Source organism: Photobacterium sp. WH77, from assembly GCF_022014395.1.
Taxonomy (GTDB): Bacteria; Pseudomonadota; Gammaproteobacteria; order Enterobacterales; family Vibrionaceae; genus Photobacterium; species Photobacterium arenosum.
Window position 1 is genome coordinate 99,661 of sequence record NZ_JAKLTE010000002.1, and the last position, 13,788, is coordinate 113,448.

At 46.2% G+C, this 13,788-nt stretch carries 13 protein-coding genes and 1 riboswitch; of the genes, 10 read left to right on the plus strand and 3 right to left on the minus strand.

Translation table 11 applies throughout. The features are described from left to right. Positions 1-388: 388 nt before the first annotated feature. From uvrB to L6J37_RS02895, 3 genes are all read left to right on the plus strand, one after another. A complete protein-coding gene (gene uvrB / locus L6J37_RS02885) occupies positions 389-2,410 on the plus strand; it encodes an excinuclease ABC subunit UvrB (RefSeq protein WP_192015148.1) in 2,022 nt (673 codons plus the stop codon). Between the two features lie 384 nt (positions 2,411-2,794). Next, positions 2,795-4,246: a quorum-sensing sigma-54 dependent transcriptional regulator LuxO gene (gene luxO / locus L6J37_RS02890; protein ID WP_225445094.1), complete on the plus strand. Its 1,452-nt coding sequence runs from the start codon at positions 2,795-2,797 to the stop codon at positions 4,244-4,246. Continuing rightward, on the plus strand, positions 4,247-4,606 hold the full coding sequence (locus L6J37_RS02895; RefSeq protein ID WP_192015149.1) for an Hpt domain-containing protein: 360 nt from the start codon (positions 4,247-4,249) through the stop codon (positions 4,604-4,606). It begins immediately after the preceding gene. Here L6J37_RS02895 and yvcK read toward each other — a convergent pair. From yvcK to L6J37_RS02910, 3 genes are all read right to left on the minus strand, one after another. Beyond that, on the minus strand, positions 4,568-5,467 hold the full coding sequence (yvcK, locus tag L6J37_RS02900; RefSeq protein ID WP_218382904.1) for a uridine diphosphate-N-acetylglucosamine-binding protein YvcK: 900 nt from the start codon (positions 5,465-5,467) through the stop codon (positions 4,568-4,570). The genes L6J37_RS02895 and yvcK overlap by 39 nt on opposite strands. A 140-nt stretch (positions 5,468-5,607) precedes the next feature. After that, positions 5,608-6,183, minus strand: a complete 576-nt coding sequence (locus L6J37_RS02905; protein WP_237794077.1) for an LON peptidase substrate-binding domain-containing protein — start codon at positions 6,181-6,183, stop codon at positions 5,608-5,610. Between the two features lie 206 nt (positions 6,184-6,389). Further along, on the minus strand, positions 6,390-6,617 hold the full coding sequence (locus L6J37_RS02910; RefSeq protein WP_027252790.1) for a hypothetical protein: 228 nt from the start codon (positions 6,615-6,617) through the stop codon (positions 6,390-6,392). A 204-nt stretch (positions 6,618-6,821) separates the two neighbouring features. Next, positions 6,822-6,988, plus strand: a riboswitch (molybdenum cofactor riboswitch). Here L6J37_RS02910 and moaA point away from each other — a divergent pair. The 7 genes from moaA to L6J37_RS02945 all read left to right on the plus strand — a co-directional run bounded on the left by moaA (position 6,977) and on the right by L6J37_RS02945 (position 13,751). Further along, complete coding sequence (gene moaA, locus L6J37_RS02915) at positions 6,977-7,966, plus strand: GTP 3',8-cyclase MoaA (protein ID WP_237794079.1); 990 nt, start codon at positions 6,977-6,979, stop codon at positions 7,964-7,966. It overlaps the preceding riboswitch by 12 nt. Positions 7,967-8,002: 36 nt before the next feature. Next, a complete protein-coding gene (moaC, locus tag L6J37_RS02920) occupies positions 8,003-8,503 on the plus strand; it encodes a cyclic pyranopterin monophosphate synthase MoaC (protein WP_192015152.1) in 501 nt (166 codons plus the stop codon). Continuing rightward, a complete protein-coding gene (gene moaD, locus L6J37_RS02925; RefSeq protein WP_192015153.1) occupies positions 8,500-8,745 on the plus strand; it encodes a molybdopterin synthase sulfur carrier subunit in 246 nt (81 codons plus the stop codon). Before moaC ends, moaD begins: the two co-directional genes overlap by 4 nt. 3 nt (positions 8,746-8,748) lie before the next feature. Then, positions 8,749-9,204: a molybdopterin synthase catalytic subunit MoaE gene (gene moaE, locus L6J37_RS02930; protein ID WP_237794080.1), complete on the plus strand. Its 456-nt coding sequence runs from the start codon at positions 8,749-8,751 to the stop codon at positions 9,202-9,204. Between the two features lie 642 nt (positions 9,205-9,846). Continuing rightward, complete coding sequence (locus L6J37_RS02935; protein WP_237794081.1) at positions 9,847-10,857, plus strand: porin; 1,011 nt, start codon at positions 9,847-9,849, stop codon at positions 10,855-10,857. Between the two features lie 636 nt (positions 10,858-11,493). Then, on the plus strand, positions 11,494-11,667 hold the full coding sequence (locus tag L6J37_RS02940; RefSeq protein WP_192015156.1) for a hypothetical protein: 174 nt from the start codon (positions 11,494-11,496) through the stop codon (positions 11,665-11,667). A gap of 452 nt (positions 11,668-12,119) precedes the next feature. Further along, positions 12,120-13,751, plus strand: a complete 1,632-nt coding sequence (locus L6J37_RS02945) for an ABC transporter substrate-binding protein (RefSeq protein ID WP_237794082.1) — start codon at positions 12,120-12,122, stop codon at positions 13,749-13,751. The last annotated feature ends 37 nt before the right edge of the window (positions 13,752-13,788 follow it).

The following is a 13,788-nucleotide window of genomic DNA, read 5'->3' on the forward strand; positions in this document are numbered from 1 at the left end:
GTAATCTATTTGTAATCGATATCATAGTGAGCAGATAAGCTGCTGTTTCAGAGGAGCAAGAAAGAAAACGATAAAGCTGAAAAAATCAAATTAGATTTTTAGCTCTACATCAGATTTCATAATCAGGAGACTGTGAATGAAAAAATGCTGTTTGAGGATAAGCTGTGGATGGTGATCTATTCGCAGTGCGTATAATTTAGCTGGAAATTTGACATCAACTATCACTTTTTTGACAGTGAGCAGTCAGCAGGGAGGTCACTGAGGCGCATGATGTTACGTCGACATTTTGTCTGGGTCAATAGCTGATTTCACCTTTCTTGGTTGACAAGTATATTGGTGGCCTCACAATGGAATCAGATCCTATTACCTGAACTTTTCGGATGGTGTCATGAGTAAATCCTTCAATCTGGCTTCTGCATTTGCCCCGGCCGGGGATCAGCCGACAGCCATACAACAGTTATTGGAAGGTCTGGATTCCGGTCTGGCACACCAAACCCTGCTGGGTGTCACTGGCTCAGGGAAAACATTTACTATGGCAAATGTCATTGCCAGCGCCGACAGGCCGACTCTGATACTTGCACCTAATAAGACTTTGGCGGCGCAGCTTTACGGGGAAATGAAAGAGTTCTTTCCTGATAATGCGGTTGAGTATTTTGTCTCTTACTACGATTATTACCAGCCAGAGGCCTATGTGCCTTCCACGGATACCTTCATAGAAAAAGATTCTTCTGTGAATGCGCATATCGAACAGATGCGTTTATCCGCTACGAAAGCGTTAATGGAGCGCCGGGATGTGGTGATTATTGCCTCTGTATCGGCTATCTATGGTTTGGGCGATCCAGACTCTTATCTGAAAATGATGTTGCATGTGCGGCGTGGTGACATGCTGGATCAGCGAGATATTCTGCGGCGGTTGGCGGAACTGCAGTATACACGCAATGATCTTGCCTTTGAGCGTGGCAACTTTAGGGTAAGAGGCGAGGTGATCGATATCTTTCCTGCTGAATCCGATCATGACGCGATTCGTATTGAGCTGTTTGATGATGAAGTGGATTGCATCAGCCGGTTTGACCCGCTGACCGGCGCGATCATTCAAAAAGATATGCCGCGGGCGACTATCTATCCTAAGACCCACTATGTTACGCCTCGCGAACGTATCCTTGAGGCGGTTGAAAAAATCAAAGTCGATCTGGCTATTCGTCGTCAGCAGCTTATTGACAATAATAAGCTGGTGGAAGAGCAGCGAATTGCTCAGCGCACGCAGTTTGATCTGGAAATGATGCATGAGCTTGGCTTTTGCTCTGGTATCGAAAACTATTCACGCTATCTCAGCGGCCGTGCCGAAGGCGAGCCGCCGCCAACGCTTTTTGATTACCTGCCGCCTGACGGCTTACTGATTATTGATGAGTCGCACGTGACTGTCTCCCAGATCGGCGCTATGTACAGAGGAGACCGTTCCCGTAAGGAAAATCTTGTTGAGTACGGTTTCCGCCTTCCTTCCGCCCTTGATAACCGGCCTTTGAAGTTTGAAGAGTTCGAGTCTTTGGCGCCTCAGACGATTTATGTCTCTGCCACGCCCGGCGATTATGAAAAAAATAAATCCGGTAATGATATTGCGGAGCAGGTTGTCCGTCCGACAGGATTGTTGGACCCAATCATTGAAGTCAGACCGGTTTCTACGCAGGTTGACGATTTGTTGTCGGAAATCCGGCTCCGTGCAGCGATCAATGAGCGGGTGCTGGTGACCACCCTGACCAAACGTATGGCCGAGGATCTTACTGAATACCTGGATGAGCATGGCGTCAGGGTCAGATACCTGCATTCAGACATAGATACTGTCGAAAGGGTCGAGATCATTCGTGATTTACGCTTGGGTGAATTTGATGTGCTGGTCGGGATTAACCTGCTGCGAGAAGGTCTGGATATGCCGGAAGTGTCTTTGGTGGCCATTCTGGATGCCGATAAAGAAGGTTTTCTGCGCTCTGAGCGTTCACTGATTCAGACCATTGGCCGGGCTGCACGCAACCTGTCGGGTAAAGCCATTCTTTATGCCGACCGCATCACGGGGTCAATGCAGCGTGCAATGTCTGAAACCGAACGGCGCCGGGAAAAGCAGGATGCGTATAACAGGGAAAGAGGTATCGAACCTAAGGCTCTGAATAAGCAAGTTGCGGATATCATGGAACTGGGTAAAGGACGTACACGCCGAGCCAGTAAAGCGGAGCAGTTACATAAAGTGGCGGAACGCCGGGGTAGCTATAACCTGATGTCTCCGCAGGAACTGGAAACTGAGATCCAGAAACTGGAAGCGCAAATGTATGATATGGCACAGGAACTGGAATTTGAGAAAGCGGCACAGCTACGTGATCAAATTCATTCGCTTCGCGAGCAGTTCATCGCTAACAGCTGAAAGGGCCTCCCAGTCTGAGGGTGGCTTCCTGCGACCCTTCCGCTGAAACGCAGCCAAAAAAAAAGCCAACCGTAAATCGTTCGGTTGGCATCATTGTTTAAGTGAAATATTCCACAAACAACGTCAGTTGGCTAGGTTGACTCTATCAGAGTCGGTTATATTAATGCAGCAAGCGTGCCAACTTTTTAAAGTGCCTCGGAAAGTGATTATTTGGGATTTCTGGTCACCATGTCTGCACAAAAAAGTTATACTAGAGATAGTTTTTTGCATTTTGCAAACCGATTTGCAATGCGAAATGGTAAATGGCCGATAATACAAAAGTCAGCAGGCAGTAATTTTTTCCAGTGATTACAATTAGATCAGGGAAACTGCGTCGGAGGATAAATGGATAACAAGCTGAAAGCACGACAAGTACTGATGGTAGAAGATACTGCATCAGTTGCGGCCTTGTATAAATCCTACCTTAATCCGTTAGGGTTAGACGTCAAAATAGTCGGTACCGGTGCGGAAGCTCTGGCAGCAATGAAAGACTCGGTGCCTGAGCTGGTACTGTTAGATTTACGATTACCTGACATGACAGGCATGACGGTGCTTGAGCAGGTACGTAAGCATCACCCTAAGTTGCCCGTGGTGATCATGACAGCCCATGGCTCCATTGATGTGGCCGTGGAAGCGATGCGTTATGGCGCTAAAGATTTCCTGATCAAACCCTGCGAAGCGGATCGGCTGCGCATCACGGTGAACAATGCCCTGAAAAATGACAAAAACGACAATAAAGCAATGTCAGTCACTCAGGGCGCACAATATCAAGGGTTTATCGGGACCAGTCTGCCAATGCAGGCGGTGTATCGCGTTATAGAATCCGCAGCATCGAGTAAAGCGACGGTATTTATAACCGGTGAGAGTGGCACAGGCAAAGAAGTGTGTGCTGAAGCCGTTCATGCCGCGAGTCCGCGCGCCAATTGCCCATTTGTTGCACTGAACTGTGCGGCTATACCCAAAGAACTGATTGAAAGTGAATTGTTCGGCCATGTAAAAGGCGCGTTTACCGGTGCGCTGACAGAAAGACAAGGCGCTGTTGAGCTGGCAAACAAGGGCACCTTGTTTTTGGACGAGCTTTGCGAAATGGATTTGGAATTGCAAAGCAAATTGCTACGGTTTATTCAGACCGGCACGTTTCAGAAGGTGGGTTCTTCCGTAACCAGCTCGGTTGATGTTCGCTTTGTTTGTGCCACCAACCGCAATCCCTGGGAAGAAGTTAAACAAGGGCGGTTTCGTGAAGACCTGTATTACCGCCTGCATGTTATTCCTATCAGTTTGCCGCCGCTTCGTGATCGCAGCGACGATGTTATTGAAATTGCTCATGCTTTGCTGGGGCATATCTCGGTGGAAGAAGGGAAGCGCTTTAGCCGTTTTTCACCAGATGTAATTGAACGCTTCCGTCAGCACACCTGGCCCGGGAATGTGCGTGAGTTGCAAAACGTTATCCGCAACATTGTTGTGCTCAATGATGGCGAAGAAGTACTCGTTCAGATGCTCCCTCCATCCCTCAAGCAAGTTTCTGGCGTTGAAATTGCATCAGTTAGTGCTGTGTCCACATCATCTTTACCGGAACCTGGAACGGTTATCCACAGTTTGGATAGTTTGTCCGTTGCGAGTCCCAGTCAGATTGAACCATTGTGGAAGGTAGAGAAGCGAACAATACAGTCAGCAATCGCAGCCTGTGACGGGAATATCCCCAGAGCTGCCGGTTTACTGGAAGTCAGCCCATCTACTATCTATAGAAAATTACAGGCTTGGCAAGAGGCCGAGAGTAGTCAAAGGGAGAAAGAATAAATGACTGCCATTATTAATGAAGCAACATTAAAACGCTTGGCTGTTGAAGTTGGCCAGGAAACTGTTGCACTCTTGCTTGAAGTTTTCAGCGGCGAGTTAGAGCAATATTTACAGCAATTAACTGAGCAGCCCAGCGTGATGCAAATCCGGGAGATTAGCCATGCGATAAAAAGCAGCGCCGCCAGTTTTGGGGCTGATGAATTAGCCCAAATGGCTCAGGAGTGCGAATCGAGAGTTAAGCAGGGACAAGAGTCCTGGGTCAACGATCACTTACCTGAGCTGCAACAGTTAGTGGGCGACATGGCGCAACAGTACCGGCATTTAGCGTCGGATCAGGAGGCTTTCAACCGCATTTTTTAGCTTCTGCCGGTCATGGCGCCATTCATGGTTGCGGGAGGCAAACTCCCCAACCACCTGGTCATAGCTTTCGTTCAGCTCTGGCCTGTGTTTGTCCGATAAAACACCGTCAATTTTTCTTCCCCCCATCGCCCTTTCGCACCAGTACAACATAGTTTCCAGTGACATACTGCCTGCCGGCCCTTTTTCTTTATCGAGATTGGCTATGAAATAAACGGGTGCATTACAGATTTTCAGTTCATAGGCGAGGTCATTTAACAGCAGTGGCGGCATGATACTGGTCAGAAAACTGCCCGGTCCAAGCAAGACAAGATCCGCTTCTTTTATTGCTATTAACGCTTCTTTAGTCGCGGGCACGGAAGGCTCGATAAACAGGCGCTTCGGGATCTGTTGCAGCTCATCAATACTGGTTTCACCGCTAATGATATTGCCGTCGGGTAACCAGGCTGCCAAATCCGTCGGATGTTCTGACATCGGGAGGATCTGGGTCTCCACGTGCAGGATTTCCCGGATCAGGTTAATGGCTTCAAGTGGACGAATACATAAGTTGTCTAAAGCAGTCAGAATGAGATTGCCAAGATTATGTCCGTTCAGATCGCCATTACCTCTGAATCTGTATTCAAATAACATTGAGCCAATAGACGGTTCAGTGATTAACTGATTGATACAGTTTCTGGTATCTCCCCAGGCAATGCCGCCCATGGATGCTCTGATGCGCCCGGTAGAGCCGCCATTGTCAGTGGTCGCCACTATGCCTGTGACATGAGAACCAAAGCAGGAAAGGGAAGACAGAATTCGCCCCAGGCCGTGACCACCGCCGATAGCGACAATTCTGGCAGAGGTTGGAGATACATGGCTGCTCATAGGTTAAGGAATGCTCGTTATTGAATAGTGTGCTGAATGGAAGTGTACCCAAGGGCGGGCGAGTGGGAAAGTGGCATTCCGCTGCAGTGGAATAAAATGTGCAGCCAGCACTGATTTCAGTGCTGGCTGGCGAACAATGTTCAGTGGTTTTGCTGCATGATGCTCTGAAGATAGTCGTACGTATTCAGGCAATTTGGCGCTGTCAGTAAGGCCTGTTTCTGAAATGCCGGCAGTGGCAGTAATTCAAGCCAGCGCTGGCATAACCAACTGAGATTATTCAGGTATTTCGTCTGATGCAGCTTGTCCAACTCAGGGTGATTGTTAAACATTACCTGAAGTTTTTCAGCCAGTGGTTGCTGATCATCGCGCAGTGTCATATCAGGCCACTGGGGAATGTCTTCAGGAACAGCATAAAACACGCCATTGTCAGCTTGATTTAGCGATTTTATCCGGAAATTACTGTGTCCGTATAAGGTCGCGATCAAAGCGCCATCCTGACTTGAAATGTCAAAATCTTCGACAGTCACTCGCGTACCTATGTAACAAAAATGCTGACCATGTTCGTCCTCATCGAACATGCAGATGCCGAAGCCATTGTCAGATGCCAGGGCAACTTTGAATGTCTCCATCTGGCTGCCCGGCGGGATACGCACTGGGATCCGACCGCCTGGCAGGATGTGACGCTGTTGAAATATCAGTGGGATCATGTCACTCATTGTCGGCTCCAATTTTTTCATTTTAGTTGGTCTTTGGTCTCATCGACGTTGCTTAACATACCTACTGCAAATTGGATGCCGGATTTTCATATGCAGTATAGCCCTGTCATAAATTTGCCATCGTTTTGAAATGCAAATCGCTTTGCAAATTGCAAATATGCCTCTGCAAATTGCATGTACAGGTAGCATAACTGTTTGCGGCGATCCTACTTATGATTAGCGATGATTTTCATTGCAGCATCACTGGGTAACAGTTCTAAATGATTTTGCTCGTCAAAATACCAGCCCTTGATTAACCCTTTGCTTCTCATATCGGTAAAGCTGTCTATGACCTGCTTGGCCTGACTGCGGGCAAGATGGGCATCAATCCCTTCTTCCCGTTGTAGATACAAAGCAATGTCTTCAACGGTTGCAGATTCTACAATGTCCGACATAACCCCTCCCTGCCGACATCCGCTCAGATAAAAGAGACTACTCCTTAGTAGTATTGTCGCTTCTGTGGGCTAGGGGTAGACTTAAAAAGGTAATTCTCAATTATTTGTCAATCAGAGCTAAACTCTGGTAATGTGAAATTACAACGCTGTTGTGTGTTTTCTGTGAAGAGTGTGAAAATTCTTTGTAAAATATTCTGACGCATAACTGCCATCAAAACTCCGAGCGACTCTCTTCTAAGTCATGAAGGCATAACGGAATCGTCCATGATAAGAGGGTGTCGCCAGTGACCGGCCTGTGCTGGTTTCACTCAGGGTGAGTTCAGAAATGAGCTGGCCTCCCGTATTTGGAAAGGTGTTCCGTGGCGAAACAATTTGAAGATAACTACCAGCGCAAATTCTATTATTTGCGCCTGTCAATCACTGATGTCTGTAACTTCAGGTGTACTTACTGTCTGCCTGATGGCTATCATCCTGAGCATGGGAAAAAGCCCTCTTTCCTTACCCTGGACGAGATTCGCCGTGTCACGTCGGCCTTTGCTGACTGCGGCACCACCAAAGTAAGGATCACCGGCGGTGAACCGAGCTTGCGGCGGGATTTTACCGACATCATCCATACTGTTGCTTCACAGCCTGGTATCGAAAAAGTGGCAACCACCACCAATGGATACCGGATGGAGAAGCAAGTTCATCAATGGCGCCTGGCCGGGCTGACAAATATTAATGTCAGTGTCGATAGCCTGGATCCCCGCCAGTTCCATCTCATTACGGGTGAAAATCTGTTTCACCAGGTAATGCGAGGTGTCGATGCAGCCTTTGAAGCCGGCTACGAGCAGATCAAAGTGAATACTGTGCTGCTCAAAGGCATGAATGCCGAGCAGCTACCGCAGTTTCTGGCATGGATAAAAGATCGCCGGATTCAGCTTCGCTTCATTGAACTGATGCAGACAGGAGAGATGGATGAGCTGTTCAAACAGCGCCATGTGTCCGGTGTCAGTATTCGTAATACGTTGATCGCCAATGGTTGGCTACTTAAACCCCGCGGGTTGAATGACGGTCCGGCACAGGTTTTCTATCATCCTGATTATCTGGGCGAGATTGGCCTGATCATGCCTTATGAAAAAGGCTTTTGTACCACCTGTAACCGTTTGAGAGTATCGGCGCGGGGTAAGCTGCATCTTTGTCTTTTTGGTGATCATGGTGTTGAGCTGCGTGATTTACTGGCCAGCGATAATCAGCATGATGCTCTGATCGCCAGAATCCGGGGGGGACTGACAGAAAAATCAATCAGTCATTACCTGCAGGATGGCATTACGGGTATGACGCCGCATCTGGCTTCTATCGGCGGCTGACGCAGTTTTCCCAGATTCAATATTAAAGAGAAACTAATGACAGAACTGACTCATATTAATGCGTCCGGCGAAGCGAATATGGTGGACGTATCGGAAAAAGCGGAAACCGTTCGTGAAGCGAAAGCTGAAGCTTTCGTCACCATGTCGGATAAAACACTGCAATTGATTGTCTCCGGCCAGCATCACAAAGGTGATGTGTTTGCTACCGCCAGAATTGCAGGTATTCAGGCGGCAAAGAAAACCTGGGATCTGATCCCCCTTTGCCATCCACTGCTGTTATCGAAAGTTGAAGTTCAGTTAGAGGCTCAGCCTGAACAGAACAGGGTACGTATTGTCTCTGCCTGTAAGCTGGCAGGGAAAACCGGCGTTGAGATGGAAGCCCTGACGGCGGCATCGGTGGCGGCGTTGACCATCTATGATATGTGTAAAGCGGTACAGAAAGACATGGTTATCGGCCCTGTCAGGTTGCTGGAAAAACGCGGCGGAAAATCCGGCGATTTTCAGGTAACAACGGATATACAGGGAGAGGGCTTATGATTACTGTGCTGTTTTTTGCCCAAGTGCGCGAATTGATCGGTGAAGATAAATTGCAAGTACCGTTTGAGTATCCAACAGCTGAAGACTTACGTGCATTTTTATCATCGCGCGGTGAGAAATGGGCGCTGGCACTGGATAACGATAAATTGTTAGTGGCCGTCAATCAAACTATCTGCCCGTTGGATATCCAACTGAACGACGGCGATGAAGTGGCCTTTTTTCCACCGGTTACCGGGGGGTGAAAGATGACAGATAAGATTTGCGTGCAGGCTGAGGACTTCAGTTTAGCGCAGGAATATCAAGCCTTAGCCGAAGGAAACCAGGCTGGCGCTGTGGTGACTTTCGTCGGCAAAGTCAGGGATATGAACCTGGGTGAATCAGTGTCGACTCTGACTCTTGAACATTATCCTGGCATGACGGAAAAGTCGTTGCTATCTATTGTTGAACAAGCGAAGTCACGCTGGCCGGTTTTGGCTGCAACTGTCATCCATCGGGTTGGTCAGTTAACTGCAGGCGACCAGATAGTGCTTGTCGGGGTATCCAGCGCGCACCGGGGAGCGGCTTTTCAAGCCTGTGAATTCATCATGGATTACCTGAAGACCGAGGCACCTTTCTGGAAGAAAGAGGTCAGGGAAGGTGAAACCAGCTGGGTCGATGCCAGAGAAACGGACCAGCAAGCCAGGCAGCGCTGGCAAAAATAAATGTTAAACCTGATTAATAGGTGTGTCTTCTATTGTCTCCCTGAGACTAGAGTAAAACACCTGTTAATCTATCCGCAACAGTGAAACCATCCTAATAACCCGCATTGAACTGTGATCTCTAGCTGACATATTCTTTGTTAACGTTATTTTACGTTAATATCAAATGCATACCTTTGCTTAAAAAATGCATACCCGATGTATAAAACCAGTCTCCCATTGTGGTGGCGAATTTTTGCTCCACTTATGTTTGTAAACACAGTATTAACAATATAAAGGGTGAAAAATGACACTTTTTTATTGTGCTTAAAAGACCACTAATCTAGAAAGTTCAAAAAAATATTTATATCTTTTTAATTCTAATTTTATAATTCTTATAACCAAAAATAATTAAGCTTAGGTTCAGCTTTGTGAATGAAATGATATCCTGCATTCAATGCAATCCTTCTTTTTTGGTTTTTTATTTTATTTAACTGGTTATTTATTCACAGTGGATCGTGATCACGTTTAGCAAGTTGGTGGTTTTTTATACTATTTTGTTGCGTTGATGTTGAAATGTTCTGTTGCGCCGCTGTTCAGTGCCTGTTAAGTTTTTGTCGTCCTTGGATGGGGCCAAATAACATAAAATCGTTAGAGGAATGTAAAATGAAAAAGACACTTTTAGCAGTAGCAATCCCTACCTTATTGATTGCCAACACAGCGAATGCTTATGAGTTGATCAACGAAGAAGGCAAATACGTAGAGTTGTATGGCCAGATTCGTACAGTTTTTAAACAAGAAGAAGACAAAGACACTAAACTGGATGCAGGAAGCTCCCGTACAGGTGTAAAAGCAAAATTTGCGGTAAATGATCAGGTCAGTGTTTTTGGCCAATACGAAGTGGGTATGACTGGAGATATTCAGAGCCGTCTGCACTTTGGTGGTGTTGAAACTAATTACGGTAAAGTCAGCTTTGGTTTCCAGACCACGCCTGCAGATGACGTTTGGGGTGCTGATTATTCTAACTACTATGGTGGTGCGCCAATTGGTTTCATCTCAGAAGCAGTTACTGGCGGTAAGCTGGACTCAATGATCAAGTATGTTTACGAAGGTGAATCTTTCTGGATTAACTCTGCGTACAACATGTCTGAAGATCGTGCAAACCCAGAAGCAACAGAGTTCTTTGTTGGTACTTCTTTTGGTAATCTCAACCTGCATGCTGGTGGTGGTGTGGTGTCCGCTGCTGCTTTTGCTGATGCTGGTAGCCGTGATGTGAAAAACACACATGCTGAGGTTACTGCAGAATACACTATGGGGGCCGCTGGTATTGCCTTCACTTATCTGAACGGTTCTATCGAAGATAAGAGCAACAGCGATTCAATCGACATGGATGGTTATCAGCTGTCAGGTGTATATAGTTTCAATAGCCAAGCAAATGCTTACGCTGGTTATGAATTTGTAAATTACGATGTAAGCAACGGCATGGAAGAAGATTTTACTCAAATCTATGTTGGTACAACATATAAAGTAAACAGCTGGTCTAAAGCGTTCCTGGAATACGCTTACAATGACGGTGCAACAATTGCCTATGAAGATGCTAACACTGGTAATGGTTACGACACCAAAATTGTCGATGGCGATAATAAAATCGTTGTTGGTTACTACGTTTACTTCTAAGAAACGTAACTGCAGTTCGTAACTTGCAAATACTACTGCCTTTGAACCCGGTGCCATGGTGCCGGGTTTATGTTTATAAGCAGGTTACAGCAAAAAAGTACAAAACAAAAAATAGCCCCAAATCTGGGGCTATTTCATCACATTAAGAGTAGATAATTACTCTTACATGCTTACTTAATACCTTCTTCTTCTTTCACTTTACGCGCTGGTGGCATGTAGCCATGACGGACTCGTGAAGGGCTGGGGCGTGATGCGCCGCCGGCTGGTCTCATAGTTGCACTCTCGATCACTAACGGAAATATTCAGGAACAGGTTGATTGGCATTTGCCTTCACTGCTGCCAGTAGAATAGCCCTGCCAATATCGGTGATATTAGCGCTAAAAATCTGGCTGAGATACTTGAATATTGCGTTGGAATGGGGATGTGAAAACAAAATCTAACAGCGTTTTTTTTATGCGCTTTTGTTCTTAAAATCCGCCTTCGGCAGAGCATGAAATTTTGTGCCATAGTTAATATCTGCGGGAAACGGCCGCGGTGGTGTTTGCGCCAGTCGTGAAGGCATAATTGTTTTTACCAGCCTGGAATTTTACTGCAGTAAATAACACATTGATTTTCTGTTTTAGCAAAGGAGGGGGTATGAAGCACAGACGCGTATCAAACAGACGAGTTAAACAGATTCTGGAAGATGCGGGCATTAGAGCCCCATTTTCTGATCAGATGCATGATGATCGAGACATGCAGCGAGAAGGAAAAAGTGAGACGTTTGATGACAGCCACGAACAGTTAAGAACTGAATCAGATCGAAAATAACGATTATTTTGTCTTAGAAAGCGCCAATTTTGGCGCTTTTTTTGTTGCGTTCGATCAAGATTCTAAAAGTTAAAGGTTGCATATTTGTTAAGACTTAAATTCATTCCACATAAAATGATGACTTTGTGACTTGTTATGTTATTAAATTGCACATTTATTCATGTTATCAGTATGTTTAGCTGTATTGACTATTAACGATGAATAAAGTGGATAAATTATCTGTCTGTGTATTTTCAATCGAAACTTTTGTCTTTATTAGTCATTTTTATGAGGTGTGTTCGCTGTTTTGTGATGATTTTATGGCAAATATTGTTAGTTACTGTTAAAGTTTTCAACCAATTCTTCGGCTGTTTTATCATTGTTAATTGGAATAACAATGGATGATAACGGTTATCATTAACCTGGTCGAAGAAAGTCATGGACGCAATGAAATAATGTATTGGAGATAATGCATGTTTAAGAACAAAATTACTCAGGCACTTCTGCTTGGCGCGGGTGTTTCTGTTGCAGCAGCTTCATTTTCTGCAATGGCCGCAAATGTACCGGCTGGTGTGAAACTGGCTGAGAAGCAAGAACTGGTACGTGGTAATGGTACTGAAGTTGCCTCTATCGACCCGCACAAAACGGAAGGTGTGCCGGAGTCCCACGTAATTCGCGATTTGCTGGAAGGTCTGGTTAACCAGGATGGTGACGGAAATACAGTTCCAGGTGTTGCAGAAAGCTGGGAAACCAAAGATAACCGCACGTTTATTTTCCACCTGCGCAAAGATGCTAAATGGTCAAACGGTGATCCTGTCACAGCCGGTGACTTCGTATACAGCTTCAAGCGTGCGGTAGATCCTGCTACTGCTTCCCCTTATTCATGGTATCTGGAAATGACTACCATGAAGAATGCTGCAGAGATTATTGCTGGGAAGAAAGAAGTTAGCTCGCTGGGTGTTTTCGCAGTAGATGACAACACACTGCGCATCGAGCTTGAGCAGGCCGTTCCTTACTTCGTTAAGATGATGGGCCACACCACAGTGAAACCCGTCAACCAGAAAGTGGTTGAAAAATTTGGTGATGACTGGACCAAGCCAGAAAACTTCGTGGGTAACGGTGCTTACGTAATGGACAACTGGGTTGTGAATGAACGCATCGAAATGAAGCGCAACCCTTACTACTGGGATAACGAGCACACTGTCATCGACAAAGTGACTTACCTGCCAATCGAAAACCAGGTTGCAGAAATGAATCGTTTCCTGGCCGGTGAAATTGATTTCACGTATGAAGTGCCCAATGAGCATTTCCGCCGCCTGGAAAAAGAGCACCCGCAAGAAGTTACCATTACGGGTAACCTGTGTTCTTACTACTACGGTTTTAACAACGAAAAAGCGCCATTTAATGATGTGCGTGTACGTAAAGCCCTGACTTACGCGATTGACCGTGACATCATCACCAAAGCGCTGTTGGGCCAGGGCCAGAAACCGGCTTATTTCCTGACACCGGAGATCACGGCTGGCTTTGATCCGGTTGCGCCAGAATATGCTGCTATGACGCAGAAAGAGCGTGTGGCGAAAGCCAAAGAATTGCTGAAAGAAGCAGGTTTCGACAGCAGCAACCCGCTGAACTTTACACTGCTCTATAACACCTCAGAAAACCACAAGAAAATTGCAGTCGCTGTAGCTTCTATGTGGAAGAAGAACTTGGGTGTGACCACTGAGCTGGAAAACCAGGAGTGGAAAACCTATCTGGACAACCGTCGTCAGGGTAATTTTGAAGTTACCCGTGCCGGCTGGTGTGGCGACTACAATGAAGCATCAAGCTTCCTGTCTCTGATGCAAAGCAACAACTCTTCAAATGATCCTCGCTATCACAGCAAAGCGTACGATGACATCATGGCTAAAGCTCTTGACTCAACGTCTGATGCTGAGCGTAAAGCTCTGTACGCCGAGGCTGAGAAACTGCTGGCGAAAGATATGCCAATCGCGCCTATCTATCAATACGTAAAACCTCGCTTGTTAAGTCAGAAAGTTGGCGGCTTCCCATATAACAATGCGGAAGAGAAGATCTTCACCAAAGATCTGTACATTAAAGCGAACTAAACGTTCGTACCAATCAAAAAAATAAGACCAACGGCAT

Excerpts from the sequence above, each read along its gene's own strand:
- uvrB (WP_192015148.1), top strand. The coding sequence starts at position 389 with ATGAGTAAATCCTTCAATCTGGCTTCTGCATTTGCCCCGGCCGGGGAT.
- luxO (WP_225445094.1), top strand. The coding sequence starts at position 2,795 with ATGGATAACAAGCTGAAAGCACGACAAGTACTGATGGTAGAAGATACT.
- L6J37_RS02895 (WP_192015149.1), top strand. The coding sequence starts at position 4,247 with ATGACTGCCATTATTAATGAAGCAACATTAAAACGCTTGGCTGTTGAA.
- yvcK (WP_218382904.1), bottom strand. The coding sequence starts at position 5,467 with ATGAGCAGCCATGTATCTCCAACCTCTGCCAGAATTGTCGCTATCGGC.
- L6J37_RS02905 (WP_237794077.1), bottom strand. The coding sequence starts at position 6,183 with ATGAGTGACATGATCCCACTGATATTTCAACAGCGTCACATCCTGCCA.
- L6J37_RS02910 (WP_027252790.1), bottom strand. The coding sequence starts at position 6,617 with ATGTCGGACATTGTAGAATCTGCAACCGTTGAAGACATTGCTTTGTAT.
- moaC (WP_192015152.1), top strand. The coding sequence starts at position 8,003 with ATGACAGAACTGACTCATATTAATGCGTCCGGCGAAGCGAATATGGTG.
- moaD (WP_192015153.1), top strand. The coding sequence starts at position 8,500 with ATGATTACTGTGCTGTTTTTTGCCCAAGTGCGCGAATTGATCGGTGAA.
- moaE (WP_237794080.1), top strand. The coding sequence starts at position 8,749 with ATGACAGATAAGATTTGCGTGCAGGCTGAGGACTTCAGTTTAGCGCAG.
- L6J37_RS02935 (WP_237794081.1), top strand. The coding sequence starts at position 9,847 with ATGAAAAAGACACTTTTAGCAGTAGCAATCCCTACCTTATTGATTGCC.
- L6J37_RS02940 (WP_192015156.1), top strand. The coding sequence starts at position 11,494 with ATGAAGCACAGACGCGTATCAAACAGACGAGTTAAACAGATTCTGGAA.
- L6J37_RS02945 (WP_237794082.1), top strand. The coding sequence starts at position 12,120 with ATGTTTAAGAACAAAATTACTCAGGCACTTCTGCTTGGCGCGGGTGTT.